We start from the raw sequence: 24,702 nt of genomic DNA on the forward strand, positions 1-24,702 counted from the left end.
GTGCGATCGCGTTCCTCAATAAATGCCCCACAAACTGAAAATCAAACCCAGTCTAATGTTTCTCTATCGCCAGTCGTGACGCCCAGACGTGCATCTGGTGGTTTTGCGTTACTTGACAGTCTCAAACGCCACGGCGTCGAATGTATTTTTGGTTATCCTGGTGGTGCGATTCTGCCAATTTATGATGAACTTTATTTTGAGCAAGCTACTGGTGGTATTAAGCACATCCTGGTAAGGCACGAACAAGGCGCAGCTCATGCTGCTGATGGTTATGCTCGTGCTACAGGGAAAGTGGGAGTATGTTTTGGTACTTCTGGGCCAGGGGCCACTAACTTGGTGACAGGTATTGCCACCGCCTACATGGACTCGATCCCGATGGTGATTGTCACGGGACAAGTGCCCCGGAAAATGATTGGTACGGATGCGTTTCAAGAAACTGATATTTATGGAATTACGCTGCCGATAGTCAAGCACTCCTACGTAGTGCGCGATCCCAGAGACATGGCGCGAATTGTTGCCGAAGCCTTCCACATTGCCAGTACGGGACGACCAGGGCCAGTTTTAATCGATGTCCCCAAGGATGTAGCTTTTGAAGAATTTGACTATGTGCCTGTAGAACCAGGTTCGGTGAGATTACCAGGATATCGCCCCACTGTCAAGGGAAATCCACGGCAAATTAACGCAGCGATTCAATTAATTCGCCAAAGTCGCCGTCCTTTGCTGTATGTGGGTGGAGGTGCGATCGCCTCTAATGCTTACGCAGAAATTCAAGAACTAGCTGAATTATTTAATATTCCCGTCACCACAACATTGATGGGTTTGGGTGCATTTGACGAACATCATCCTCTCTCGGTGGGAATGTTGGGAATGCACGGCACCGCCTACGCCAACTTTGCTGTCACCGACTGTGACTTACTCATTTGTGTTGGTGCTAGATTTGATGACCGTGTTACTGGCAAGTTAGACGAATTCGCTTCCCGTGCTCAAGTCATTCACATTGACATCGATCCCGCAGAAGTTGGTAAAAACCGCGTTCCCGAAGTACCCATCGTCGGCGATGTCAAGAACGTGTTGCAAGACATCTTGCGTCGATGCCAAGAACTAGGTATTAAGAGTACGCCCAACCAAACTCAAGAGTGGTTGAGATTAATCAACCGCTGGAAAGAAGAGTATCCGTTGGTAGTGCCACAGTATCCCGATAGTATGTCACCACAAGAGGTGATTGCAGAAGTCGGCCGCCAAGCACCCCACGCCTACTATACAACCGATGTGGGTCAACACCAGATGTGGTCAGCCCAATTTCTTAAGGCAGGGCCAAGACGCTGGATTTCTAGTGGTGGCTTGGGAACGATGGGCTTTGGTTTGCCTGCTGCTATGGGTGCGAAAGTGGCATTCCCGAATGCAGAAGTTATCTGTATCAGCGGTGATGCTAGCTTCCAGATGTGTTTGCAAGAGCTTGGGACGCTTGCACAGTATGGCATAAATGTCAAGACTGTGATTGTCAATAATGGCTGGCAGGGAATGGTGCGTCAGTGGCAGCAAGCCTTCCACGGAGAGCGTTACTCATGCTCGAATATGGAAGTTGGGATGCCAGATCTTGAGTTGCTTTGTAAAGCTTACGGTATTAAGGGCATAGTGGTTAAGAGCCGGGAAGAACTTAAAGACGCGATCGCCGAAATGTTAGCTCATGATGGCCCGGTAATTATCGATGCTCACGTCACCAAAGATGAGAACTGCTACCCAATGGTAGCCCCAGGAAAGAGCAACGCTCAGATGATCGGCTTACCCAAACAGCTACCAAAAACTGATGTCGAACCTGTTTATTGCAGTAACTGCGGAGCTAAAAATCTTCCCAATAACAACTTCTGTCCTGAGTGTGGAACTAAGTTGTAGAGCGATCGCAATTTGTCAATAATTATGTAGGGTGGGTCAGTAACCCACCCTTTGTGTTAATTACATGCTTGCCGAAGAACTAATATCATGTCCGTTTCTCGCAGAGTACCCGTAAGGGTAATTGGGGTATTACCTAATAGTTGCGATGGTCAAAGACCGCTCCTTCGGAGCATCGCAGTAGGAACATAAATTGATTATCCGGACTTGATATTATGCCTAAAATCCAAGAAGCTTTAACAACGATTAAAGTGGGTGATGTGGTTTTGATTGCTCCATAAAATATTAATTATTAATAAATCACTCAAGTTTATCTCCGCGTCACCGCGTCTGTTCATCTCCCGGCAAACAGACGGTAATACTACTTTAAAAAGACGTGAAGACCGATCCAGCTAGTTACCCACCTCTTTTTACAATGACCATATAAGAACAAAACTTATATTTGCGCGTGTTGTAGTTCGTTCCTCAAAAAGCCTATGCAACCAACTAATCCAAACCAATTTACAGAAAAAGCGTGGGAAGCGATCGCGCATACTCCTGATATTGCCAAACAAAACCAGCATCAGCAAATCGAAAGCGAACACCTGATGAAAGCGTTGTTAGAACAGGAAGGCCTAGCAGGGCCGATTTTGACGAAAGCTGGTGTGAATCTGCAAAAACTGCGCGATCGCACTGACCAATTTATTCAACGTCAGCCAAAAGTTTCTGGTAGTATTAGTTCCGTATACTTGGGACGCAGCTTGGATTCACTTCTAGACCGAGCTGAAGGTTATCGTAAGGAGTTTGGTGACGAGTACATCTCAATTGAACACCTATTACTTGCTTACGCCAAAGATGACCGCTTTGGTAAAAGTTTATTCCAAGAATTTGGATTAGACGAAAGAAAATTAAAGGATACTATTAAACAAGTTCGAGGGAGCCAGAAAGTGACCGACCAAAATCCAGAAGGCAAATACCAAGCACTGGAGAAATATGGGCGTGACCTCACCGAAGCTGCCCGTCAAGGTAAACTTGATCCGGTGATCGGACGCGATGATGAAATTCGCCGTACTATTCAAATTCTCTCTCGCCGTACCAAGAATAACCCCGTGTTGATTGGGGAACCGGGTGTAGGTAAAACTGCAATTGTCGAAGGTTTAGCCCAGCGCATCGTTGCTGGTGATGTACCCCAGTCCCTTAAAGACCGCAAACTGATGGCTTTGGACATGGGTGCTTTGATTGCGGGGGCAAAATTCCGGGGTGAATTTGAAGAACGCCTGAAAGCAGTATTAAAAGAAGTTACCGAGTCCGGCGGCAATATAATTCTGTTTATTGATGAAATTCACACCGTTGTTGGTGCGGGTGCAACCCAAGGCGCAATGGATGCTAGTAACTTGCTCAAACCAATGTTGGCGCGGGGTGAATTACGCTGTATCGGTGCGACAACCTTAGATGAGTACCGCAAGTATATTGAAAAAGATGCCGCTCTAGAAAGACGCTTCCAGCAAGTTTATGTAGACCAGCCGAGTGTAGAAGATACTATCTCGATTCTGCGCGGGTTGAAAGAGCGGTATGAACTGCACCACGGGGTGAAAATTTCCGATAATGCTTTAGTGGCGGCGGCGACATTGTCAAGTCGATATATTTCTGACCGCTTCTTACCAGACAAAGCCATTGACTTGGTAGACGAAGCAGCGGCGAGACTGAAAATGGAGATTACCTCCAAACCAGAAGAACTTGACGAAATCGATCGCAAGATTCTGCAATTAGAAATGGAGAAGCTATCGCTGCAAAAAGAAAGCAATGCAGCTTCTCGAGAACGTCTGGAAAAACTAGAAAAAGAACTTGCGGATCTCAAAGAAGAACAAAGGGCGTTGAATGCTCAATGGCAGTCTGAAAAAGACATTATCACTAAAATCCAGTCTGTCAAAGAAGAAATAGACCGCGTTAACTTAGAAATTCAACAAGCCGAACGCGATTACGACCTCAACCGCGCTGCGGAGTTAAAATACGGCAAATTAACCGATTTGCACCGCAAATTAGAAACCGCAGAATCTGAGTTAGCTCAAACTCAACGCACTGGCAAATCTCTGTTACGGGAGGAAGTCACCGAGTCTGACATTGCAGAAGTAATTTCCAAGTGGACGGGTATTCCCATCAGCAAGTTGGTGGAATCTGAGAAAGAGAAACTGCTGCACTTGGAAGATGAACTGCATCGCCGCGTCGTTGGACAAGAAGAAGCAGTTACAGCCGTTGCTGACGCCATTCAGCGATCGCGTGCTGGTTTAGCAGATCCAAATCGTCCCATTGCTAGCTTTATTTTCCTCGGCCCAACGGGTGTAGGTAAGACCGAATTAGCGAAAGCCTTGGCTGCATACCTGTTTGACACCGAAGAAGCGCTAGTACGGATTGATATGTCCGAGTACATGGAGAAACACGCTGTTTCTCGTTTAATTGGTGCGCCTCCGGGATATGTAGGTTACGAAGAAGGCGGACAGTTGACCGAATCAATTCGCCGTCGTCCCTATGCGGTGATTCTCTTCGACGAAATCGAAAAAGCACACCCGGAAGTGTTCAACATCTTGCTGCAAATTCTTGATGATGGACGTGTCACCGATGCTCAAGGTCATACGGTCGATTTCAAGAACACGATTATTATCATGACCAGCAACATCGGTTCGCAGTTTATCCTTGATGTGGCGGGAGATGAAGCCAGGTATGACGAAATGCGCCATCGAGTAATGGAGGCGATGCGAAATAGCTTCCGTCCGGAGTTCCTCAACCGCATTGACGAACTCATCATCTTCCACAGCTTGCAAAAAGACCAATTGCGCGAAATTGTGCAGTTGCAAGTCGAAAGATTGCGGCAAAGATTGGGCGATCGCAAAATGTCTCTCAAACTCTCGGATGCGGCTCTTGACTTTTTAGCTGAAGTAGGATATGACCCAGTTTTTGGTGCACGTCCGCTGAAGCGAGCTATTCAACGGGAGTTAGAAACACCAATCGCTAAAGCTATCCTGCGGGGCGAATTTAACGATGGCGATACCATCTTTGTAGATATTGAGAATGAGCGCCTTTCCTTCAAGCGCTTACCCGCAGAATTACTGACGACCTGATTGATATTGTAGTGGCGCGACACAGCTAATTTTGTGCATTAGAAAAATCTTGTGGGACGGGCTAGAAGCCCGTCCTCATAGGCGGGCAGGATGCCCGCACCACAAAACAATTTATTGGATTTAAAATCTCTCCGCGTCCCGGTGTCCCTGCGTCAGTCCTAACTATCGGTCTTCAACCGAATATGATATTACAGGCTTTTGTTTTCATCCTACACGGCAATAAATAATATTACGCAAAGACTGAACAAGAGCGTCTTTACGTTTTTTTATGAAAGTAGCTGCGGTTAGTAGTTAGTGGTTATTCTCCCACAGCCCCCAACCCCAGAGGGGGCCCCTAGCCCCCACTCTCCCACTCCCTCACTCCCCCATCTCCCCATCTCCCTGATAGCGACTAGATTAACGCCAACACCCCAGCAGGAGAACCAGAACCACCACGCAATCTCAAAACCCCGATCGCCAGGGTAGTTCCTTTGGGTGGTAGTTGATCCAAATTAGTGAGATTCTCTAGAACAATACGCGGTTTCTCTAAAACCAAGCGGTTGGTGGCAAAAGTCGTATCTTGCCCACAATCTACACCGTGAGTATCAATTCCAACTCCAGCTATTTGACGTTTATTGAGTAGAAACTGAGTTGCATCGCTGCCAAATCCAGGAAAATGCATACTTCCTTGATTATCCTGGTTCATAAATGCAGTGCGATCGCTCCATTTTTCTTGCCAACCTGTATACAACAATACAATATTATCCGTGGAAATCTCCCCGTTTTGCTCCTCCCACGCCAGAATATCGGCAACAGTGAGGGCATAATCTGGATTGTTTGCTACTTGTTCCCGGATATCAATTACTACCGCAGGTAAAACTAGCGACTCGGCGGGATATTGGTCAATTGCGACACCAGAATTGTAAAAACCGATCGGGGCGTTAATATGGGTAGCGCTATGTTCTCCCAAGGAAAAGCGCCGCAGATAATAGCCATCTTTTTCTAGTTTTGCTACTGTTTCAAATTCTACAGGAGGATCGCCTTGCCAATGAGGAATATCAGTGTCAATCACATGACTCAGATGGATAACCCGGGAGTAGGTGATATTTTTTAGGTTTTGTGGTGTGGGCATCTTGCCCGCAACCATTGATTTAACGGAAACACTTGGCGATCGCAATCCATAAGCTTTCGCTAGCTTACCAAATTTAGAAGGGGAAAGGGAAAAGGTTAAGGGGCAAGGGTTTTTTCTCTTTCCCCTTTCTCCTCTTAAAAAAGAATCCCCCCAAACTCTGTAAACCACAGATTCTGGAGGGTTCAAATGTTGCAGCAAAAAGTGAATTAATAATAGGTTAACAGCCAATATGTTAATTTTTGACTAAGCTTTAATTAAATTTACGTAAAACAAGTTAAGTTTTTGCGTACTCAGTGATTACACACGAGAAAAATATAATACTTTCAACTATGTAAAATCCTGTACAAATTTGGTCTAGCTTGATCTGAACAATGTATATGAAGGGACAAAACCCTTATGCCATCTGGAATTATGACTTTTAGGTAGAAAAGGCTTTATTTTACATAGATTCTATGATTTTCAGCCTATTCCATTCTCTGTGTTTTTAGATGTAAATAACGGATTAACTGCTTATGGATGGGCGGATTGTTTAATATTCTAGCTGTTTCAACGGAATAGCAACTACAAACTCGGCTCCTTTCCCAGGTGCTGAAATACACTGAAGTTTGCCCATGTGTTTTTCAACAATAATCTTGTAGCTAATTGATAAACCCATACCCGTATCTTTACCTACGGGTTTAGTTGTGAAGAAGGGATCAAATAGCTTTTGCCGTACTTCCTCCGTCATACCAGAACCATTGTCGGCAATACGGATAAACACGAAATTGTCTTGAATTTCAGTGCGAATGTGAATCTGTGGTTTAGTCAAGAGTCCATAGTCCATAGTCAATAGTTCGGGATTTTTGACTATTGACTCTTCTAAAGCATCAATCGCATTTGCCAACAGATTCATAAACACCTGATTGAGCTGTCCGGCATAGCAATCTACCAATGGCAAGTCGCCGTACTCTTTAATGATCTGAATTTCCTGATGTTCTGGCTTCGCTTTGAGGCGATTTTGTAGCAGTAGTAAAGTATTATCAATACCTTCATGGATATCAACCGCTTTCATGTCGGCTTCATCCAAGCGGGAGAAGTTGCGTAAAGACAGAACAATCTGACGAATGCGATCGGTTAAATAGCAAGCTTGGCCACCTTCTCAGGTTTAGCCACGTTCGGGTGGAAAAAAGAGTACGGGATACCAGCTATGACGCAATAATTCCGCCGCAAAACTAGAAACCAACCATTCTTGGGGTTTACCTATCGTTTCAGAAGACACGGCGATCGCACTAATATCAGCCATTGCAGCCGTCTCTAAAATCTGGCTGACAGGATAGCCTTCCCGAACTTCTGTCTCCACTTGTAAATTTACCCCTTCCAAATCAGCTTTAATCTGAGATAGGGTTTGCTGAGCCTGCTGTGGTAGGATTTTCCTTGGTATTTCTCGACGACCAATATTTTCTAAAACCCAGCAAAGCCTACACTGTTGGAGAAGTCTACCAGACTGTTGTTGAGCTAGGTGCTTGATCTGTTGCACCAAATAATTTGCTGCTTGACTATCGTTGTAGGGAAGTAGCAAACAGCGCAAAAGGTGCTGACAACGGAGTGTTAATTCCTCACAAGTATAAGCTGAGATTAATTGAGGACGCAGTACCAGTAGAGGAATCATTGTTCGGCGAGATAAGTCAGCCATCGTACTACCCACTAGTTTTTCCGTGAGTAAGCTGCGACTTTGAGAACCCAGTACAATCAATTGGGACTCATAGGTTTGGGCAACCTTAAGTATTGTCTCAACAGGCTTTCCTGATTGAACTTCTATTTTAACTTCTACATCGGTAGGACTTTCGCCAACAGCTGCTATCAATCTGGTTTGAGCTTGTTCTATTTTCTCACTATCGACTTGTGGAATAATGCCTTTTTCCCACAAGGGAACAACGTGCAGAAAAACAATTTGCTTTATTCCTGCAAGTGCAAAACTGGAAACAAAATTGGCTAGACGATGTAAGCTGTCAGAAAAATCTGTGCAAATTAAAATTCGTTCAAACATATATAACTAGTAAAAGAGAGTTAATAAAAATATTCTACTTTAACTGCAAAAGCTATCATTAGCATAAAGCCAAATTTATTCACTCACATCCCTAATTAATTGCTTTGAGAATAATTGAATTAGAATGAGTAAGCAGAGATTAATCATCATTAAAAGGAAGAATAAGCGGATTTTACTTTGTTTAGGAACAGCTATTTTTGCTTTTTTCCCAATAATTTCAGCCCAAGCAGCCCAGGTAGAATTAGGCGTTTTCAAATCTGTAGATGCACCCGAAGCAAACTGTCCTCAAAAAGTTATGGTGACAGAACAGCACGCGCCTTACTATGAAGGGGGATACACGCTGAATGGTCAAGCAAAATTAAGCTCTTTTGCAGGGCCGTTTGCGATCGCCACCTCAGATTTGTTTAGCGTCACCTGGGTAGCAAACCTCAAACCAGCCTACCGTAAATGTGTGGCAGCTGGTGGAATTGTCAAATATGGTAACGAAACTTATGATTCCCATTCTTACTTGCGGATCAGATTCAATGGCGGTAAGGTATTTTTGATTTTGGATATGACAGGTAAACGAGATGTAAACGGCTTCACTCCTGCTATTACCAAAAAAAGTGTTAACAAGGGAAACCCAACTTGGAGTTGGTCTGGCACGGATTGAAAGTGGGAGATGGGGAGATGGGGAGTAGTCAATTAAAAATTCAAAATTCAAAATTCAAAATTTTTAATTTTTAATTTTACATTTTTAATTCCCCGAAGGGGAGATGGGGAGACAACCAACAACTAACCACTAACCACTAACCACTAACAAAAAATTAGCAAATATTTTTAGTCACAAACTCAATCACATCTGTCAGACCTGCTTTTGTTTTTAAATTGGTAAAAATAAAGGGTTTATCGCCGCGCATTTTTTTGGCATCTCGTTCCATTACACTTAAATCTGCACCTACATAGGGAGCTAAATCAATTTTATTAATCACTAATAAATCAGATTTAGTAATGCCGGGGCCACCTTTGCGAGGAATTTTATCACCAGCGGCAACATCGATAACGTAAATTGTTAAATCTACCAATTCAGGGCTAAAAGTAGCAGCTAAATTATCGCCGCCACTTTCTAAAAAGACTAAATCTAAATCAGGAAAACGCGCCTCTAGTTGTTCAACTGCGGCTAAATTCATGGAAGCATCTTCTCGAATAGCAGTGTGAGGACAACCACCAGTCTCTACACCTAAAATGCGATCGCTAGTTAAGGCTTGAGAACGCACCAAAAACTGTGCATCTTCCTGGGTATAAATATCATTCGTCACCACTGCAATATGATAGCGATCGCGCATTGCTTTACATAAAGCATCCACCAAAGCAGTTTTTCCCGATCCCACAGGCCCAGCGACTCCGACTCGAAAAGCACTCATAATTTTGTTGGTTGTTGGTTGTTGGTTGTTAATAGTTAGTAGTTAGTGGTTGGTGGTTAGTGGTTAGTAGTTAGTGGTTAGTGGTTAGTGGTTGTTGGTTGTTGACTGTTGACCATTGACTATGGACTAATGACTAATGACCAATGACCAATGACTAATGACTGATGACTAATCTACAAATTTTTCTAGATATTGCCACAGAAGCGGCGCTAGCTGCTGGTGGAGTTTTGCAAGCTTACTTAGGCAAGGTAGAAGACGCAATTACTGAAAAAGGACGTCCTGGCGATCTAGTCACTGTTGCTGATAAAGCTTCAGAAGAAGTAGTATTGCAAATTTTGGCACGTCACTTTCCCGATCACGGCATTCTCGCAGAAGAATCTGGGAAACTGGGAAATCAAGAAAATGAATTCCTCTGGGCAATCGACCCTTTAGATGGTACAACCAACTTCGCCCATCAATACCCATTTTTTGCTGTTTCCATCGGGTTGCTTATTAACGGTGTTCCGCAAGTAGGTGTTATTTATGACCCTTTTCACGATGAGCTATTCCGTGCAGCCCAAGACCTAGGTGCAACACGTAACCGTCGCCCTATGCAAGTTTCGGAAACTTCAGAACTAAGTAAGAGTCTGCTGGTAACGGGATTTGCCTATGACCGTCGTGAAACTTCTGACAACAACTACGCAGAATTTTGTCATCTCACTCACCTGACCCAAGGAGTACGACGCAGCGGTGCAGCATCTGTTGATTTAGCTCACGTTGCCTGTGGGCGTCTCGATGGCTACTGGGAACGAGGCCTTTCTCCTTGGGATATTGCCGCAGGCATTATTATATTACGTGAAGCCGGAGGTAAAGTGACTGCATACGATGGCACTCCTATAAACCTGGAGTCAGGCAGGATTCTGGCAACAAATGGTTATATTCACGACAGTCTAAGTTGTGAACTGCAACAAGTTCCACCCTTGTCTGCTTGGAAGTAGGAAATGGGGAGATAAAGAGTCTGATAGGTAGGATGGCAATACAATTCAGTTAAGAATTTTTGTGAGACAGACCTGTGGAGACGCGAAATTTCGCGTCTCTATACCACCTTCTAAATAAGGGTTTTAGTCTGATCTGAACTGTATTGCTTTATGTCCACCCCAGGGATGTATAAGAAGGTAGAGAAATGGGGAACAATCACTAACTACTGACCGTAATTCCTCCATATTACAAGCCCCACAGCTTTATCTGTCAAACTAATCTAAAATCCAAAATCCAAAATCGGATAACTACTGACAGATCCCCAATAGAGCGAAGTAAACTAGTAGGAATCACTTAATGTTTAGTATAAAAAGGCTCTATGTCTTTCAAAATAGAACGTGGACTTTTTAAATATGATTTCATAGACCATCACGCAATTTTATGTGTTCCAGTTGATGCAGATGTGAAGGAAATCCGCAAACGCTATCTGAAAATCGCCCGTCATCTACACCCTGATAGCTGTGCTGCGGCTAGTAATGCTGAAAAACAGCTAGCTAGCGATTTATTGTCAAAGTTGGTGAACCCAGCCTATGAAAAGCTTTCCCAAGAAAAAAATCGCACCGAATACATGATAGTTCTGTCGCAAATGGGCAAGCGCTTAGTACAAGAATCTGCTTCGCTGGAACTAAACACCGATGTAGCAAAACAGCTAACGGCTACGCCTAATGTGGAAAACGCCTATAAAATTGCGATCGCTAAAATAGCAGAAACTCAATACAATTCTTTACAGCAAGCGGTGCAAATCATCGGTTTAATCAGCGAGTTGAATTTAGTTTACTTAATGCGGAGCGCTGGTAAATCAATCGCTGCACCGCCACCAGTAGCGCAGGCAAAACCTAACACAGGTACACCACAGACGGCTAATAAAGCTGCTGCACCCCCTCCTCCTCCAGCGCCACCGAAGGAAGACTCAGCCGTAGTTCAACAATATATCCGCCGTTCCCAAGAGTTGATTGCCAAAAATCAACTCGCATCAGCGGAGGTAGAATTACGAGATGCTCTGAAACTACAGCCAAATAATAGTCATTGCCATAGCTTGATCGGAATGGTCTATTTGAGGCAAAATCGAACCACGATGGCAAAAGTTCATTTTGACCGCGCCCTGCAATTAGACCCCAATGACGAAACAGCGTTAGCGGGGAAACGCAAAATTGAACAGATTTCGGGGCAAAAACCCGGTAGTGCGAAGTCTACGACGACGTCAACTACTACGGCTAAGCAACCAGATAAATCTGAGGGTGGCGGTTTGTTTGGTGGTTTGTTTGGTGGAAAGAAAAAGTAATGGTTTATCAACCACCAGCGGGAGCCAGGGATTTATTACCCTTAGATGTAGCTCAAAAACGCTGGATAGAAGAAAGGTTACAGCAGGTATTTCACCGTTGGGGATACCACAGAATTATCACCTCAACGCTAGAGCGGATGGATACGCTGATGGCGGGGGGTGCAATTCCGCGCTCAGCAGTGCTTCAATTGCAAAATGCTGAAGATGAAGAATTAGGTCTGCGTCCGGAACTAACGGCGTCTATTGCACGTACGGCTGTAACTCGCATGGCAGGGGTTACTTATCCGCAACGCCTGTATTACAATACTAATGTTTTCCAGCGCATGCCCGATTATCGACGCAATCAACCGCAGGAATTCTATCAAGCTGGGGTAGAGTTATTAGGCGGTGGTGGCTTAGCTGCCGATGCAGAAGTGCTGCTTCTAGTTGCAGACTGTTTGCAAGCACTCTCGCTCGATCGCTGGCATTTAATTTTGGGCGAGGCGGGAATCACCCGATCGCTGTTAGAAGCGTTTCCTGGTAACATCCGCAATCAAGTCCGGAATGCGATCGCCCATCTCGACCGAATTACCATAGATAATTTACCCCTAACTGAAGAATTGCGCTCCCGCGCTATAACCATTCTAGATTTGCGTGGCAACAGCGCTGATGTGTTGGAAAAAGTCAGCAGCCTGGGTTTAGATACCCCCCAGCAAGAAGCGGTAAATAACCTCAAATCTTTAATAGAATTACTGGAAAATCAGGAAAATTTCCCACTCATCCTTGACCTCAGCTTGATCCAAACCTTTGACTACTACACTGGAATCTCTTTTGAAGTAGTCAGTGATACTGAAGCCGGAGCGCGAGTATTAGGGCGGGGTGGTCGTTATGACCAACTTTTAGGGCTGTATCATCCCCAAGGTGAGAATATACCTGGAATCGGGTTTACTTTTTTTATTGAAGATTTATACCAATCTATCTCGTCTTCTCAGCAATTACCGCAAAATACACCAGCTAGTAACTGGTTGGTTGTCGCAGAAAGCAATAGTGCATACACTGCTGCTTTTGCCTACGCTCAAAAACTCCGCAACTCTACCCAGATGGTGCGGGTAGAAATGGATTTGGAAAGACGGGACGCTGAAGCAATCCGGCAATATGCACGCGATCGCCACATCGCCCAAATTGCTTGGGTTAAAGCTGATGGCTCCACAAACATTGAGTCAGTAACATAGTAAAATCCCCACTGTGGCAGTTATCAAAATAACTGCCATATCCGCCTGAAGAAGTGACAAAGAGGACATGGGAGACAAGGAAGGTGGGGAAACATCACCCCATCTCCCTTTCCATCGGCTGTTGGCAATCAGCACACAAAAAAATGCGATCGCCACCACTGATGCGCGTACGTCCTTCCGGTGCAATGAAAATTTTACCAGGACGTATCAGGTAAACAGCACCGCCTAGCACTAGCACCAATATTCCCCCTCCGGCTGCTAGCAATCCCCAAGGGACAGTACCATCTTGAGATGTTTCTACGTTCGGAGTTGCTACTTGATTTGGAGTTTTTACCCTGTTTGCAGAAACTGCCCGATCGGACTCTAGAATAACTACCAGCGCTTTCGTTCCCGCTAGCGTGCCACCTTCAAAATCTCCTTTTTTAAATCGCGGGATAATTTGGGTATCAATAATGTTGCCTACCTTGGCATCGGGCAAAATCGCTTCCACGCCGTAACCCGTCTCAATTTCCACTCGGCGATCGCCTACTGAAATCAAAAACAGTACGCCATTATCTTGTCCTTTCTTGCCAATCCCCCAGTAATTAAAAAGTTCCGTTGCGAATTGTTTCGGAGAGTCAGCAGGGGCTGTTTTTGGCACAGTTACCACCGCCATTTCTGTACCATATTTAGCCTCTAACTGCGAAATCATCTGATTTATTTGGGTTTCTGTCTGTTCTGTAAGAATTCCTGCCATATCAGTTACCCAACCGCCATTATTTTGCCGGGGATTGGGAACTTCTTGGACAGTCAAGGCTAAACTGGGAAAAGGAAACAGAAAAACGACAGAACCTAATAAACTAACCCAAAAAGTAGGTTTTGGTTTTAGTAAATTCAACTTCATTATTTCAGCCTCTAGCAGACAAATGTCTGGAGCATGTGAAAGTAAAAATTTGCTTCTGTTCTAGGCTTGTTCTTTGGGAGCCGATCTTACTGACTGAACCAATCATTTATCCCTTACCAAGCACTCTCAGAGGTTTTTGAAATACCCTTCTATTTCTATTGTGCTTAAAAAATCTAGAAGCGGTTATCAAGCATACATACAGATATATTGGTGATTGGTAATTGGTAGTTTTATTTCCCATTACCCATTACCCATTCCATCTGTGTTTATCTTCTGCAAAAAAACAACACCCAAGCTTTGAGGGGAAATGTCTGCTTCTACTTGGGTGTTACTGATGGGCATACAGATGGCGATCGCGTTACCAAAGAAGAGCTATGCTTCTAGTTTGAATTAAACCTAGCTCTTATTCAGGTCTTGAGCCATTTTGCGAAAGTAGTCCATCTTAGGATCGGGACGACGACGAATAGTGGTAGGGGCTTCTGGAGTAGTTTTTGGCTCTATTTTAGTTGGTTGCTGTATATTAGATGGCTTTGTGCTTGTTGCTTCATTGTTTTCTAAAAAATATCCAGACTTGGAGAAACCGAATATCTTAGCCAAAAAACCAAATATCTGAGAAAAAAGGCTTTTGATAAAACCAAATAGCTGATATAAAAACCCTTCAAGGCGAATAAACGAGTTCCGAATAATTTGAATTACACCAGACATGGCAGTGCCTCCTGATCGCGGCTGATTATTATTTTGACTTACTGCCTTGACGATGTGTAATATCTCTTAAATAAGTTTAAAAAACTGACATCTCTACGCCGCTCATACCAAAAATATATGACTTATCTATATATCTTTTAATAATTCTAAACATAATTTAGTATAAACAATCATTAACAGAGGGACGCAAATATTGCGCCCCTCTGTTGCGATCGCACTTATTCAACCTCGATCCTCGTTACCAGGTTCAACCTGGCAGGTGAGAATTAGAGCCTCTGGCTCTGATTGAGAGTAAATTAGCAGTCTACTAATTCGGGTGTTTGGTTGAGAATTTGGCTTTCAATTGAAATGAAATTTAGGTAGGCAGAAGAGTCTAGATTTTCTGGGCGAAAAGCAGCAACGTTATGGCAATTTTGAAATGCCAATTTTATTCCAAAATAACGTTCAACTGCTCCACGAATTGCATCTCCACCCATCATACGTAATAGTTGCGCTCTGTGTTTTTCTGTTGGCGGTGCAACGCAATGATTAGCCCATTCTTCTCCTCTTGCTAGACGCTCTGCAAGGCTTTCTACAATTCCCCAGGCATAAGGTAATGATTCTCTAATTGTGTCAACAAACTCTGCTTCGTTAACTTTACCTGCTTTCGCTTGGTCAATGAGATGCACGTTAACATTCAGTGACATATTACTTTCCTTACTTATGTTTTGGGTCGAAAGTAACCGAATTTCTCCGTATAATCATAATCATTTTCATTCAATGTTTTTACTCGATTGCAAGAAAAAGTAATATTTAACATTTTCTCAATCTTTCTTTAAGTAACATATGTATATTTTTTGTTTCATCAATGAGTCATGCGGTTACACTTGCTCATTTGTGATTTAATTACTAAGTACAGCTTTGCATAAAATCGTAGCTTTTTTAAACGCACGCCTGTAGCGGAGTAATACTAAGTTGCAGTCAAAGATAGTACTTCCCTCACCCCCAGCCCCTCTCCCAATTTGGGAGAGGGGAAGGGGGGAGAGGGCACGAATTACTATTGCTATATCTGAACGCAACTTGGTATAAGCGCACCAGGGGCGCAGAGTCTTTCTATATTTAATTCGTGACGAATTTGTGCAACATTATACTAAGTTATGACCTACTCAAGCGTGATTGGTACATTAGAACTATCTATTTTCACCCAGTGCTTGGTACAACACCTCACGATGGATCAACGCCCGATCCACGAAAAACTGAATTTTTTCTGATGAAAGCGGATCGCCATTAGCATAATGCTCAATCCAAGCTTTACTAATAACATTGGCATCATCTGGTAAATTCGCCAAATCCCATCCTGGCATATCCAAATCTTCCATCAACCTATTCACCTTGGGATCGTAACTGAGGGCAAAACAGCGACACCCTTCACTTGCTGCCATAATCAAACTGTGCAGGCGCATGCCTATGGTCATTTCAATACCGCGAAATACACCTTTTAAAAGTTGCGGTTCTTCTAGAGATAGAATTTTGCTAACATCTTTAAGGGCTGGTTGAATTGCTTGGGCTATACTCAAATCTTGGCGTTGCTGGAATGGCAGCAAGATAATAAAAGTTTGCGTAGCTTTTTGAAAATCTACTAATGCGCGAGTTAGGTTACTAAGGCGAGTCGGTGTCAATTGGGGATGCGATCGCAATGTTAGCGCTACCCTCGGCGCAGGTAAATCCCAAAGCCCGGGTACTGGTTTAGGCTCTAACGCCCAAACCGGATCGGGTGCTAGGAGATGGGGAATTTGCCAATCTGAAAGTAAACTTGCAGAAGCGCGATCGCGTACACTGACTTTTGTGCAACCCGCAAAAGTTTGCCGTGCTAACCAACGAGTCACTGAACGTCTCAAAGGGCCAATTCCCTGTGCCCAAGCAACAGTTTTCAATCCCATTTTTTGGGCTAATGTCATCATGCCCCCATAATAAAATGGGCTGATGGCACTGGTAGCATCTTGGATTAGACTACCACCACCCCAGATTAAAGCATCACAAGAACGCAAAGCTTGTATGAGGGGTAAAAAAGCCATGCGTTCGTAGGTTTCCACACCATAACGTCTCTGGGTTTCTTCTAGATTGCCAGAAAGAACCACAGGCGTAACATCAGGTGGCAACATTTGCAGTAGCGTTGCCAACAAAGCTTCATCGCCACCATTTCCTTGACCGTAATACCCAGATAATAGCGCCCGCATCTTAGCCATTTGAGATTTTGGATTTCTGATTGTTTAACTGAATATTTTGCCGTGGAATAGCCTTAGACAGGAATTGATGAATTAAGAGATATTAACAATTCTCATAAGTAAAAATGGCATAAATTGGTGTATAATAACAAAAGTGGCAACTTCAGATAAATCATCTGAAAGCATCACAAAAGAAGTAAAGTATGGGGTTATAGCTCAGTTGGTAGAGCACCTCAATGGCATTGAGGGGGTCAGCGGTTCGAATCCGCTTAGCTCCATTATGTTAGGTGGAGATTGTCAAAGAGGCGCAACTTGATTCAAATATTAATGTTCAGCTCATCTGGTATCCATTTGAGTTGAATCCCGAAATGCCTGTTGCAGGTATGGATCGTAAAACCTACCGCACCAACAAATTTGGCAGTTGGGAATACTCGCAAATGTTGGATGCAGAAACGGTGCAGGCTACTGTTGCAGATGGCATTCAGTTTCGCTATGACCTGATACAGGTTACACCCAACACGTTGAACGCCGATCGCTTCGAGTACAGCGCGGGGCTTATAGCTCCCCAAACCCCCTCATAAGCTAAATGCGATCGCTACCCTGAATTTTGACCCTGTTTCTATGTCCTTTGAGGTGCAGAGCTAAAAAAGATTATTGGCATTTGAAACCGGGATTGACCGGATTTCAAATGCCGTACCTATCCTTTGCGGTGCAAGGGATGCGGTTTCTCAGTGAATCTTATGAAACAGCCCTGCTTTAATTAAGGGGGTAGAGTAGATATAACAAGATAACTTATACTTCAAAAGACTTTCTTTTACGGAGTAGGTGCTCCCATTTCCCTAATTTCTGTAAGATTGCTATCTGTTTGGTTGCTGCGATCATCACCTTCTTTTTGAATCCATAAAAATAATATGGCAAACACAGGAAAAGGCAAAATATAGAAAACTAGGGGAATCATGATCCAGGGCAACCATGAAGCAGCATAGTCACCTGTTAGTTGTGTCATATCTACCATGATGTACTTCCTCTACAATTCACAATTTATAATTCAAACTTATCCAATGTAAAATTAGTGAGACTAAAACGACAGGTAGCTAACATTAACTGCTCCTCTGAGGATGGCATCCAAAGAGTCAAAGTTTTCGAGCAGCAAATATGCAAATATTGCACCACCCATTGCACCAAGAAAAATTCCGCCATTTAATTGGCTCCATTCTTCACGAGTTCTCAACGGTCTTAATGAGTCTTTGGAATAAGAACTATAAGAACCTTTCGGATTTCCTTGGAATGTTGTAATCGCAAAAATGGAAATTCCTAAACAAGCAGATACAGCTATATATATGGCAGTGATTAATCCACTGAGATTTGCTCCATGTGCTGATTCCCGTAAAGGTCCAACTACAACCTCTGGCCCTACAAGAAAATAACCATGAGCTATACCAATTTCGAGTCCCCGCATAAAAGGAGTTAACCCTTTGCGATAAGCAGGTAAATTATTGATGAAAGCTTTAGCTAAAGGAGAATCATTAATAGGGGTTGATAGATTACCAAGACAGGGATCGCCTTTGAAAGGTTTAATTATATCGTTATCTACTGTATCAACTGTATTAGACATTGTTATTAATCTTTGTATTGAATTGGTTGATGTTGTCTTAATTTTAAATATATCAATTATTGATTTTATCAAATCTTTTTTTAGAAAATTTTAATAATAAAATCAATAATAATGCAAACATAAATAGGAAAGTCTCTTGCTCAGTCAAGCAAGAGAGGAGGTCGAAACTTTATATTTTTAATAACTTAATTTCCGGAATAAAAATAACAAAGTATAACCTTGAGAACTTAGATTTATTTGTTAACTGTTGACAGTTAATTTTTAACTGCCAACAGTTGATTCATTGACCAAACTTACTTGCTGTTGAGGCAATTAAAAAGGCTCCGTAGGTAGCGATATAACCAACAGTAAAGTGAGTTAAGCCGACTAAACGAGCCTGAACAATTGACAAAGCAACGGGTTTATCTCTCCAGTAGCCAAAGGATAGGGGCGTTTGTTCGTGTGCCCAAGCCAGAGTTTCGATTAACTCTTGCCAGTAACCCCGCCATGTAATTAGGAACATGAAGCTAACAGCCCAAGCTAAGTGTCCAAACAGGAACATCCAAGCCCAAACAGCTAAGTTACTAGTCCCATAGGGGTTATAGCCATTAATCAACTGAGCGGAGTTTGCCCAGAGGTAGTCTCGGAACCAACCCATGAGATAGGTAGAAGATTCGTTGAATTGAGCGACATTCCCTTGCCAGATAGATAGATGCTTCCAATGCCAGTAGAACGTTACCCAACCCAGAGTGTTAAGCATCCAGAAGACGGCGAGGTAAGATGCATCCCAAGCTGAGATATCACAAGTGCCACCCCGACCAGGCCCATCACAAGGAAAGGCGTAGCCAAAATCTTTTTTATCGGGCATTAGCTTGGAACCACGAGCATCCAACGCACCTTTTACTAATATCAAGGTGGTGACATGCAAACCGAGAGCGATCGCATGATGAACATAAAAGTCACCCGGGCCAATAGTCAAGAACAATGAGTTAGTGCCATCGTTGATAGCATCCAACCATCCCGGCAACCAGACGTTGGCATGATTGGGCCATGCTGTGAAAGCAATACTATCTGGGTTTGACAGCAGTGTATGAAACCCATACAAAATCTTACCGTTTGCTGACTGGATAAACTGAGCAAACACCGGCTCAATCAAGATTTGCTTATCAGCCGCGCCAAAGGCTACTTCTACATCGTTGTGGACGTATAGACCCAAGGTATGGAAGCCTAAGAATAGCGATACCCAACTTAGATGAGCAATAATGGCTTCTTTGTGCTTTAACACTCGCTCTAGGACATTACCTTTATTCTGTTCTGGGTCGTAATCTTTAATCCAGAAGATGGCAGCATGGGAAAATGCCCCTACCATTAAGAAACCGGCAATATACTGATGGTGTGTGTATAATGCCGCCATTGTGGTAAAATCCTTGGCGATAAAAGCATAAGGCGGCATGGAATACATGTGCTGTGCCGTCAAAGAACTGGCAACACCTAGACAAGCTAGTGCCAAAGAGAGTTGGAAATGCAGAGAATTGTTTACTGTTTCGTACAGCCCTTGGTGAGGTAGATTAAATGGCCCTTCAACTTTTCTACCAAAGAAAGTCTTGGAGTCCATCATCTCTTTGATATTGTGACCGATACGCCAGTTAGTGCGGTACATGTGACCCGCAATAATTAATACGACTGCGATCGCTAAATGATGGTGTGCCATATCCGTCAGCCACAGTGATTGCGTCTGGGGATGGAAACCACCTAAGAACGTGAGAATTGCTGTGCCTGCACCTTGAGAGGTACTAAATACATGCTGGGCGGTATCAGGGTTTTGAGCGTATGCTCCCCAATTACCCGTGAAAAATGCCCACAAACCAGCGGGATGGGGTGGGGTAGATAAGAAGTTATCCCAGCCAACATGTTGTCCGCGAGATTCGGGGATAGCAACGTGTACTAAATGACCAGCCCAAGCTAAAGAGCTAACACCAAACAAACCTGCTAAGTGGTGATTTAAGCGAGCTTCCGAATTTTTGAACCAACCCAGATTAGGACGATATCTAGGTTGTAAATGTAACCAGCCTGCAAACAAGAAGACTGCTGCTAGCAGAATTAGGAACAATGCACCAACATACAGTTCAGTATTTGTGCGGAGTCCGATAGTGTACCACCAGTGGTAAACACCAGAATAGCAAATATCTACGGGGTTCCTCGCTCCTGCTTGGGTGAAAGCTTTAATAGCTCCTGGCCCAAATTGAGCATCCCAGATCGCGTGGGCGATGGGGCGCACATGCACAGGGTCTTTAATCCATACCTCAAAATTACCTTGCCAAGCAACGTGGAACAAAATCCCCGACGCCCACAGAAAAATAATTGCTAGATGACCAAAGTGAGAGGCAAAAATCCTTTGATAGAGATTTTCCTCCGTCATCCCATCATGACTTTCAAAATCGTGAGCAGTAGCGATCGCATAGAAAATGCGCCGCGTTGTCGGGTCATTAGCAAGGTCTTGGCTAAATTTTGGGAATTTAGTAGCCATAAGCCAAAGAAGTAAAAAGTAAAAAGTAAAAAGGCAAAAATGAAGCAATATAGCCGGAAAAAGGAAAAAGTACACAAGTTAAATTCTTTCTTTTACCTTTTGCCTTTTTCCTTTTGCCTTCATCCAAATGCCGTCATTCTTGCCAGGAAGAAAGCCCAAGTAGTGACAATTCCTCCTAAAAGATAATGAGCAACCCCTACAGCCCGACCGTGAATGATGCTCAAAGCACGAGGTTGAATAGCTGGGGCAACTTTCAACTTGTTGTGTGCCCAAACTATCGATTCAATCAGTTCTTGCCAGTAGCCACGACCACTGAATAAGAACATCAGACTAAAGCCAAAGATGAAGTGTCCGCCCAGGAACATTAAGCCGTAGGCCGAAAGTGATGTATTGTAGGATGTAATCACTTGTGTTGATTGCGCCCAAAGGAAATCACGCAACCAACCGTTATTCGTTATTGACGAAGTCGCAAAGTTTCCACCAGTGATGTGAGTGACCACCCCATCTGCTCCCACCGTCCCCCAGACATCTGATTGCATCTTCCAGAAGAAGTGGAAAATCACCATACTGAGAGAATTGTACATCCAGAACAGACCTAGGAATACATGATCCCAAGCTGATACCTGGCAAGTACCACCCCGTCCCGGCCCATCGCAGGGGAAGCGGAAGCCTAAATTAGCTTTATCTGGAATTAAACGGGAACTGCGGGCAAATAAAACTCCTTTCAGCAGTACTAGAACAGTGACGTGAATTGTGAAGGCGTGAATGTGGTGAATTAAGAAATCTGCTGTACCCAAGGTAATGGGCATCATTGCCACTTTCCCACCCACAGCCACTACACCACCACCGAAAGCATAGCTGACAGGCTCGTGCAAATTAGGCGCTGCGGTTCCCAATCCTGTTAGTTCCAGATTTCGCAAGCCACCGAAAGCATGACCCAAAGGTGCAGCAACTTGGAGAGATGGATTTCCTATGGTCATCGTATGGATATGTTGCAGCCACTGGGCAAACACTGGCTGTAATTGAATTCCCGTATCCGAGAACATATCCTGAGGACGACCAAAAGCCCGCATGGTGTCGTTATGACAATACATGGCAAAGCTATGGAAGCCAAGGAACTGACACACCCAAGCAAGATGAGAAATAATTGCATCCCGATGGCGTAGTACCCGATCCAGCACATTATTGAAATTTTGTTCTGGATCGTAGTCCCGCACCATGTAAATCGCTGCGTGGGCTGCCCCGCCAACAATCAGGAAGCCTCCAATCCATACATGGTGAGTGAATAGAGATACCACAGTCGCATAGTCTGTTGCCAAATAGGGATAGGGCGGCATCGCATACATGTGATGGGCGATGATAATGCTCAGAGAACCCAACATTGCCAAATTGATTGATAGCTGAGCGTGCCAGGACGTCGTGAGGACTTCAAACAGACCCTTGTGACCGACAGGCCCAATAAAGCTCAAGAATGGCAGCATGTTTGGAGTTCTGGCATCATCCAGCATTTCTTTAATGCTGTGACCGATACCCCAGTTGGTACGATACATGTGACCGGCAATGATGAACATTACCGCGATCGCCAAATGATGATGTGCAACATCTGTCAACCACAAGCCACCAGTTACAGGGTTAAGACCACCCTTAAAGGTGAGGAAGTCAGTAAAATGCTCCCACTGCAAGGTGAAGAAAGGCAGGACACCTTTCACAAAGCCCCAATCTACATGGGGATACAACTCGTTCATCAAACTGGGATTCAAGATGAACTCGTGTGGTAAAGGAATATCCTTAAGAGCTACTCCAGCATCTAACAGCTTGTTAGTCGGCAAGGAAACATGGATTAGGTGTCCTGTCCAACCCAACGAACCCAAACCCAAAAGTCCAGCCAAGTGATGATTTAACATTGACTGGGTATTCTGGAACCATTCCAGTTTGGGAGCGCGTTTGTGATAGTGGAACCAACCGGCGAACAGCATCAGCGCTGCCATTACCAAAGCGCCAATTGCAGTGCAATACAATTGGAATGTATTGGTGAAACCAGCAGCACGCCACATCTGGAAAAGCCCAGATGTGATTTGAATGCCGTGGAAACCACCACCCATATCTCCATTCAAAATTTCTTGGCCAAATATGGGCCAAACAACTTGGGCACTGGGTTTAATACCAGTTGGATTTGCCATCCAAGCTTCAAAATTGGAAAAGCGAGCACCATGAAAATACATGCCGCTTAACCAAATAAACACCACCGCTAGATGCCCAAAATGAGCAGCAAAAATCTTGCGCGATATGTCTTCTAAATCGCTGGTATGAGTATCAAAATCGTGGGCGTTAGCATGTAAGTTCCAAATCCAGGTTGTGGTTTTGGGACCTTTGGCGAGGGTGCGGTCAAAGTGTCCTGGTTGCGACCACTTCTGAAAAGAAGTAGACACTGGATCGTTATCAACTACAACCGTCGCCTTTTGCTCTCGCTCTGGCGTAAGAGTCATTGAACTCTCCCTCTTCTATTAAAGAAATGAGAACTTTGCTCTGCTCAAAATAGCTGTATTTCAGTTTGTTGTTAGTTGTTGGTTTAGGGATTAACTATTAGCCACTAACCAAATCAAACAAGAGAAAAAAGCCAGCGATTGGATTAACAGCAACGCTGGATTATTTGTAAATAAATTATTCGCTCAAGAGAGAGCAAGTGGCTGAATAACCCTTTCATTAGAGAATAAGAAAAAAAAATGAAGAACTGATGAAGGAAGATAGTTATTAACAATAAATTACAAAAACTATTTCCAATTCAGCACTTCAGCTACTTGTTTGGCCAGAGTCATTAATGATTAGAACGTACCATGTTGGTTAAAACTCCTGCTACCCTATCGCCAACATTTGCCCACTGCCGCCAGATCACTTCCCCTGTGCTAGAATCTTCTGGCAGTTGGTGATCTCTATCAAATAAATCTTTCGCGAGTTGCAAAACTTGAGGATTGCGGTTTTGAGGAGAGAGTAGTTTCACAACACGCTTCGGCTTGGGATTGGTAGGTATATCTAAATCTTCTGCTAAATAAGTTTCACCAAATCCACCCTTTCCCAAGAGTGTGATGATTTTGTAGCGACTACGGAGGATTGTGTCAGCCGGAAGCATAAATTATGACCTCACAGCAGAGGATTTGGCTTGATTGGCTTTATTTTGACAGATTTTTTTGTATCTAAGCAAGCAAGATCCCCGACTTTTTGGAAAAGTCGGGGATCTATTAGGTTGCGATCGCGCTGCTTAGATCAATGCCTGTAGCACTTGATCAGATAAAGTAAAAGGATCGTAGGGTTTGGTAATTACCGCCGCTACCTTGAGTTGAGTAAACTGACGTTGTTCAGCAGCCTGTGCTTTTGCTGTGAGCAAAACTACCGGAATATTCTGAGTTTTCGGATTTTTTTGGAGGTTTTGCAAGGTTGTCAACCCATCCATATCTGGCATCATCACATCTAAGAGAATGACATCAGGTTTTTCTGCCGCAGCTTTGACCAAACCTTCTTTACCGGAAACTGCTGTGAGGACTTCCCATTCGCCAGCTATCTCTAGACACATCTGTGTAGTTTCTCGGATATCCTGTTCATCATCAATAATCAAAATGCGTTTTGTCATTTGTTGGTTGTTGGTTGTTGGTTGTTGGTTGTTAGTGGTTAGTGGTTAGTGGTTAGTGGTTAGTGGTTAGTAGTTAGTGGTTAGTGGTTAGTAGTTAGTGGTTAGTGGTTAGTGGTTAGTGGTTAGTGG

At 43.7% G+C, this 24,702-nt stretch carries 19 protein-coding genes, 1 tRNA gene and 2 pseudogenes; 8 read left to right on the top strand and 14 right to left on the bottom strand.

Annotated features, from left to right (window positions below):
• Positions 1–1,893: a biosynthetic-type acetolactate synthase large subunit gene (ilvB, locus tag HXY43_RS01330; RefSeq protein WP_290878993.1), complete on the top strand. Its 1,893-nt coding sequence runs from the start codon at positions 1–3 to the stop codon at positions 1,891–1,893.
• A 473-nt stretch (positions 1,894–2,366) separates the two neighbouring features.
• Positions 2,367–4,985 carry an ATP-dependent chaperone ClpB gene (gene clpB, locus HXY43_RS01335; RefSeq protein WP_026734695.1) on the top strand — a complete coding sequence of 873 codons (2,619 nt, stop codon included), beginning with the start codon at positions 2,367–2,369 and terminating at the stop codon, positions 4,983–4,985.
• Between the two features lie 391 nt (positions 4,986–5,376).
• Here clpB and HXY43_RS01340 read toward each other — a convergent pair.
• The 3 genes and pseudogenes from HXY43_RS01340 to HXY43_RS01350 form a co-directional block, all read right to left on the bottom strand.
• A pseudogene (locus HXY43_RS01340) lies at positions 5,377–6,069 on the bottom strand (cyclase family protein); the annotation flags it as partial.
• 556 nt (positions 6,070–6,625) lie between these two features.
• Positions 6,626–7,210, bottom strand: a pseudogene (locus HXY43_RS01345) (sensor histidine kinase); the annotation flags it as partial.
• Positions 7,211–7,240: 30 nt separating this feature from the next.
• A complete protein-coding gene (locus HXY43_RS01350; RefSeq protein WP_290878996.1) occupies positions 7,241–8,122 on the bottom strand; it encodes a universal stress protein in 882 nt (293 codons plus the stop codon).
• Between the two features lie 124 nt (positions 8,123–8,246).
• On the opposite strand from HXY43_RS01350, the gene HXY43_RS01355 reads away from it, so the two are divergent.
• Positions 8,247–8,774, top strand: coding sequence for a hypothetical protein (locus HXY43_RS01355; protein WP_290878999.1), 528 nt, complete (start codon positions 8,247–8,249; stop codon positions 8,772–8,774).
• Positions 8,775–8,928: 154 nt separating this feature from the next.
• Here the strand turns inward: HXY43_RS01355 and ureG are convergent, their stop codons facing one another.
• On the bottom strand, positions 8,929–9,525 hold the full coding sequence (gene ureG / locus HXY43_RS01360; protein WP_290879000.1) for an urease accessory protein UreG: 597 nt from the start codon (positions 9,523–9,525) through the stop codon (positions 8,929–8,931).
• Between the two features lie 164 nt (positions 9,526–9,689).
• Between ureG and HXY43_RS01365 the strand changes: the two genes are divergently transcribed.
• From HXY43_RS01365 to HXY43_RS01375, 3 genes are all read left to right on the top strand, one after another.
• Complete coding sequence (locus HXY43_RS01365; protein WP_290879002.1) at positions 9,690–10,502, top strand: inositol monophosphatase family protein; 813 nt, start codon at positions 9,690–9,692, stop codon at positions 10,500–10,502.
• 359 nt (positions 10,503–10,861) lie between these two features.
• A complete protein-coding gene (locus HXY43_RS01370; protein ID WP_290879004.1) occupies positions 10,862–11,824 on the top strand; it encodes a J domain-containing protein in 963 nt (320 codons plus the stop codon).
• Positions 11,824–13,035, top strand: a complete 1,212-nt coding sequence (locus HXY43_RS01375; RefSeq protein WP_290879006.1) for an ATP phosphoribosyltransferase regulatory subunit — start codon at positions 11,824–11,826, stop codon at positions 13,033–13,035. The genes HXY43_RS01370 and HXY43_RS01375 overlap by 1 nt, the downstream gene beginning before the upstream one ends.
• 94 nt (positions 13,036–13,129) lie before the next feature.
• Here the strand turns inward: HXY43_RS01375 and HXY43_RS01380 are convergent, their stop codons facing one another.
• From HXY43_RS01380 to csaB, 4 genes are all read right to left on the bottom strand, one after another.
• Positions 13,130–13,918: a YgcG family protein gene (locus tag HXY43_RS01380; protein WP_290879008.1), complete on the bottom strand. Its 789-nt coding sequence runs from the start codon at positions 13,916–13,918 to the stop codon at positions 13,130–13,132.
• A gap of 396 nt (positions 13,919–14,314) precedes the next feature.
• The gene (locus tag HXY43_RS01385) at positions 14,315–14,623 is read right to left on the bottom strand and encodes a threonine dehydratase (protein WP_290879010.1); all 309 of its coding nucleotides are present in this window, start codon (positions 14,621–14,623) and stop codon (positions 14,315–14,317) included.
• A gap of 296 nt (positions 14,624–14,919) precedes the next feature.
• Complete coding sequence (locus HXY43_RS01390; RefSeq protein WP_026734709.1) at positions 14,920–15,309, bottom strand: SCO5389 family protein; 390 nt, start codon at positions 15,307–15,309, stop codon at positions 14,920–14,922.
• Positions 15,310–15,792: 483 nt separating this feature from the next.
• On the bottom strand, positions 15,793–16,839 hold the full coding sequence (gene csaB, locus HXY43_RS01395; protein ID WP_290879026.1) for a polysaccharide pyruvyl transferase CsaB: 1,047 nt from the start codon (positions 16,837–16,839) through the stop codon (positions 15,793–15,795).
• Between the two features lie 193 nt (positions 16,840–17,032).
• Between csaB and HXY43_RS01400 the strand changes: the two genes are divergently transcribed.
• Together HXY43_RS01400 and HXY43_RS01405 are read left to right on the top strand one after the other, a co-directional pair.
• A tRNA-Ala gene (locus HXY43_RS01400) sits at positions 17,033–17,105 on the top strand.
• A 9-nt stretch (positions 17,106–17,114) separates the two neighbouring features.
• Positions 17,115–17,408 carry a hypothetical protein gene (locus HXY43_RS01405; RefSeq protein ID WP_290879013.1) on the top strand — a complete coding sequence of 98 codons (294 nt, stop codon included), beginning with the start codon at positions 17,115–17,117 and terminating at the stop codon, positions 17,406–17,408.
• A 233-nt stretch (positions 17,409–17,641) separates the two neighbouring features.
• Here HXY43_RS01405 and HXY43_RS01410 read toward each other — a convergent pair whose 3' ends face one another.
• The 6 genes from HXY43_RS01410 to HXY43_RS01435 all read right to left on the bottom strand — a co-directional run bounded on the left by HXY43_RS01410 (position 17,642) and on the right by HXY43_RS01435 (position 24,573).
• Positions 17,642–17,842, bottom strand: a complete 201-nt coding sequence (locus HXY43_RS01410; protein WP_290879015.1) for a hypothetical protein — start codon at positions 17,840–17,842, stop codon at positions 17,642–17,644.
• A gap of 63 nt (positions 17,843–17,905) precedes the next feature.
• Positions 17,906–18,442, bottom strand: a complete 537-nt coding sequence (locus HXY43_RS01415) for a photosystem I reaction center subunit XI (RefSeq protein WP_290879017.1) — start codon at positions 18,440–18,442, stop codon at positions 17,906–17,908.
• A gap of 280 nt (positions 18,443–18,722) precedes the next feature.
• Positions 18,723–20,948: a photosystem I core protein PsaB gene (gene psaB, locus HXY43_RS01420; RefSeq protein ID WP_026734713.1), complete on the bottom strand. Its 2,226-nt coding sequence runs from the start codon at positions 20,946–20,948 to the stop codon at positions 18,723–18,725.
• A gap of 119 nt (positions 20,949–21,067) precedes the next feature.
• Positions 21,068–23,434: a photosystem I core protein PsaA gene (gene psaA, locus HXY43_RS01425; protein WP_290879020.1), complete on the bottom strand. Its 2,367-nt coding sequence runs from the start codon at positions 23,432–23,434 to the stop codon at positions 21,068–21,070.
• A 329-nt stretch (positions 23,435–23,763) separates the two neighbouring features.
• The gene (locus HXY43_RS01430; protein WP_290879022.1) at positions 23,764–24,075 is read right to left on the bottom strand and encodes a hypothetical protein; all 312 of its coding nucleotides are present in this window, start codon (positions 24,073–24,075) and stop codon (positions 23,764–23,766) included.
• A gap of 129 nt (positions 24,076–24,204) precedes the next feature.
• Complete coding sequence (locus tag HXY43_RS01435; protein WP_290879024.1) at positions 24,205–24,573, bottom strand: response regulator; 369 nt, start codon at positions 24,571–24,573, stop codon at positions 24,205–24,207.
• Between the last annotated feature and the right edge of the window lie 129 nt (positions 24,574–24,702).

It is taken from the genome of Fischerella sp. (genome assembly GCF_013388695.1).
Classification (GTDB): Bacteria; Cyanobacteriota; Cyanobacteriia; order Cyanobacteriales; family Nostocaceae; genus PCC9605.

Bases quoted from the DNA above. Each gene is read 5' to 3' on its own strand.
- psaB (WP_026734713.1), bottom strand. From the start codon at position 20,948: ATGGCTACTAAATTCCCAAAATTTAGCCAAGACCTTGCTAATGACCCG.
- HXY43_RS01385 (WP_290879010.1), bottom strand. From the start codon at position 14,623: ATGTCTGGTGTAATTCAAATTATTCGGAACTCGTTTATTCGCCTTGAA.
- csaB (WP_290879026.1), bottom strand. From the start codon at position 16,839: ATGCGGGCGCTATTATCTGGGTATTACGGTCAAGGAAATGGTGGCGAT.
- HXY43_RS01380 (WP_290879008.1), bottom strand. From the start codon at position 13,918: ATGAAGTTGAATTTACTAAAACCAAAACCTACTTTTTGGGTTAGTTTA.
- HXY43_RS01390 (WP_026734709.1), bottom strand. From the start codon at position 15,309: ATGTCACTGAATGTTAACGTGCATCTCATTGACCAAGCGAAAGCAGGT.
- HXY43_RS01350 (WP_290878996.1), bottom strand. From the start codon at position 8,122: ATGTTTGAACGAATTTTAATTTGCACAGATTTTTCTGACAGCTTACAT.
- clpB (WP_026734695.1), top strand. From the start codon at position 2,367: ATGCAACCAACTAATCCAAACCAATTTACAGAAAAAGCGTGGGAAGCG.
- HXY43_RS01430 (WP_290879022.1), bottom strand. From the start codon at position 24,075: ATGCTTCCGGCTGACACAATCCTCCGTAGTCGCTACAAAATCATCACA.
- psaA (WP_290879020.1), bottom strand. From the start codon at position 23,434: ATGACTCTTACGCCAGAGCGAGAGCAAAAGGCGACGGTTGTAGTTGAT.
- ureG (WP_290879000.1), bottom strand. From the start codon at position 9,525: ATGAGTGCTTTTCGAGTCGGAGTCGCTGGGCCTGTGGGATCGGGAAAA.
- HXY43_RS01410 (WP_290879015.1), bottom strand. From the start codon at position 17,842: ATGGTAGATATGACACAACTAACAGGTGACTATGCTGCTTCATGGTTG.
- HXY43_RS01355 (WP_290878999.1), top strand. From the start codon at position 8,247: ATGAGTAAGCAGAGATTAATCATCATTAAAAGGAAGAATAAGCGGATT.
- HXY43_RS01415 (WP_290879017.1), bottom strand. From the start codon at position 18,442: ATGTCTAATACAGTTGATACAGTAGATAACGATATAATTAAACCTTTC.
- HXY43_RS01375 (WP_290879006.1), top strand. From the start codon at position 11,824: ATGGTTTATCAACCACCAGCGGGAGCCAGGGATTTATTACCCTTAGAT.
- HXY43_RS01365 (WP_290879002.1), top strand. From the start codon at position 9,690: ATGACTAATCTACAAATTTTTCTAGATATTGCCACAGAAGCGGCGCTA.
- HXY43_RS01435 (WP_290879024.1), bottom strand. From the start codon at position 24,573: ATGACAAAACGCATTTTGATTATTGATGATGAACAGGATATCCGAGAA.
- HXY43_RS01370 (WP_290879004.1), top strand. From the start codon at position 10,862: ATGTCTTTCAAAATAGAACGTGGACTTTTTAAATATGATTTCATAGAC.